This window comes from Lyngbya sp. CCAP 1446/10 (genome assembly GCF_026130175.1).
GTDB lineage: Bacteria > Cyanobacteriota > Cyanobacteriia > Cyanobacteriales > Microcoleaceae > Microcoleus.
Window position 1 is genome coordinate 1 of the sequence record NZ_JAIGNI010000129.1, and the last position, 1,832, is coordinate 1,832.

Annotated in this window: 1 protein-coding gene; it reads left to right on the forward strand. The window is 42.4% G+C overall.

The features are described 5' to 3' along the window. Positions 1–408 precede the first annotated feature (408 nt). Positions 409–1,731, forward strand: a complete 1,323-nt coding sequence (locus tag K4039_RS26570; RefSeq protein ID WP_265239501.1) for an Nramp family divalent metal transporter — start codon at positions 409–411, stop codon at positions 1,729–1,731. Positions 1,732–1,832 lie beyond the last annotated feature (101 nt).

The following is a 1,832-nucleotide window of genomic DNA, read 5'->3' on the forward strand; positions in this document are numbered from 1 at the left end:
TTAATCGTTCACTGTTCATTTAGGGAGTGGATAGGTTTTATTTTTCACCCTCATTCTCTCCCGGCGCGGTGGCTCTAGTTCTTCTTTTGCCACCGTTCTCATCTTTAGTTAGTCTAAACTACAGTAAGTTTTACGAAGGGGAAAAATCGTTGAAGGAGTTAGGAGATTTATCTGGCTATCAGGGAACTCGCGAATTTAAAAATCTTTCAAATCACGATCGCTGATTGATGGATTTGTGGCGATCGCCCTTATCATAGTCGATCGCCCGCACCTGCGCTCAACCCCAAAAATATACACAACTTAATATGTACTGCGAATCCGCCAGATTTTGAGCCATCCGACTGATGAAATTTACCGGGGTTTGTGAAAATATGAAAAAAATATGAAAAATTTTGAACAGTAAAACAAATGACCCACTCGGAAAACAGACCCAGCCTTCCCGAAGTCCACCGCAGCATCCCCGTTCCCAACAGCAAAGGCTTCTGGCGTAAAATGTTGGCTTACGCAGGGCCTGGATATCTGGTTTCAGTGGGTTACATGGATCCCGGAAACTGGGCGACTGATTTAGCAGGGGGAGCACAGTTTGGCTATGCGCTATTAAGTGTGATTTTGCTATCTAATTTGATGGCAATTTTTCTGCAATCATTGTGCGTGCGGTTGGGAGTGGCAACGGGACAAGATTTGGCACAAGCTTGTCGAGATTATTTTAGCCCGCGAGTTAATTTTGTGCTGTGGATACTTTGTGAAATTGCGATCGCAGCTTGCGATTTAGCTGAATTGGTCGGAAGTGCGATCGGACTGCAATTGCTATTTGGCATTCCCTTAGTTTGGGGAGTGTGCATCACTGCATTAGATGTGATAATGGTGTTATTTTTACAAGGCAGAGGCTTTCGTTATATCGAAGCTTTGGTGATTACGATTATTGTAATTATTGGTGGTTGCTTTGTCGCAGAAATGATTTTTGCCAAACCAGATGCCGGAGGAGTTTTACTCGGTTATGTTCCCAGCCTAGAGATTTTACAAAATCCGGGAATGCTTTATATTGCAGTTGGGATTTTAGGGGCAACTGTGATGCCGCACAATCTTTACCTGCATTCATCGATCGTGCAAACTCGCGCTTGGGAAGAAACTTCTGATAAAAAATGGGAAGCAATTAAATTTGGCACGATTGATTCTACAGTAGCGTTGTCAATAGCTTTGTTTATTAATTCAGCAATTCTGATCTTGTCTGCTGCAACATTTCACTTTTCCGGCTATCAAGAAGTAGCAGAAATTCAAGATGCCTACAAACTGCTTTCTCCGGTGCTGGGTGTGGGTTCTGCCAGTGCAATTTTTGCCTTTGCTTTGTTGGCTTCGGGGCAGAACTCAACTTTGACTGCAACTCTAGCAGGACAGATTGTGATGGAAGGCTTTTTGCATTTTCGTATGCGGCCTTGGTTGCGGCGCTTGCTGACTCGACTGGTGGCGATTGTGCCGGCTTTGCTCTCAATTATTTGGTTCGGTGAAGGCAGTACAACTAATTTACTGGTTTTCAGTCAAGTAATTCTCAGTTTGCAATTACCTTTTGCCGTAATTCCTTTGGTAATGTTTACCTCAAATCGCGGCTTGATGGGAGAGTTTGTGAATCCATTTTGGCTGAAAGCGGTAGCTTGGTTAGTGGCTAGTATTATAGTAGGATTAAATAGTTGGCTGTTATTACAAATAATGTATCCGCTCAATAAGTTGCGGTAAATCTTAATTTTTCGACAGTGTATAACTTATTTGATTCTACAAATATCTTAATTCAGCCACAAAAATCACGCATTTACTGCTTGACCGCTAAATTTTGATTT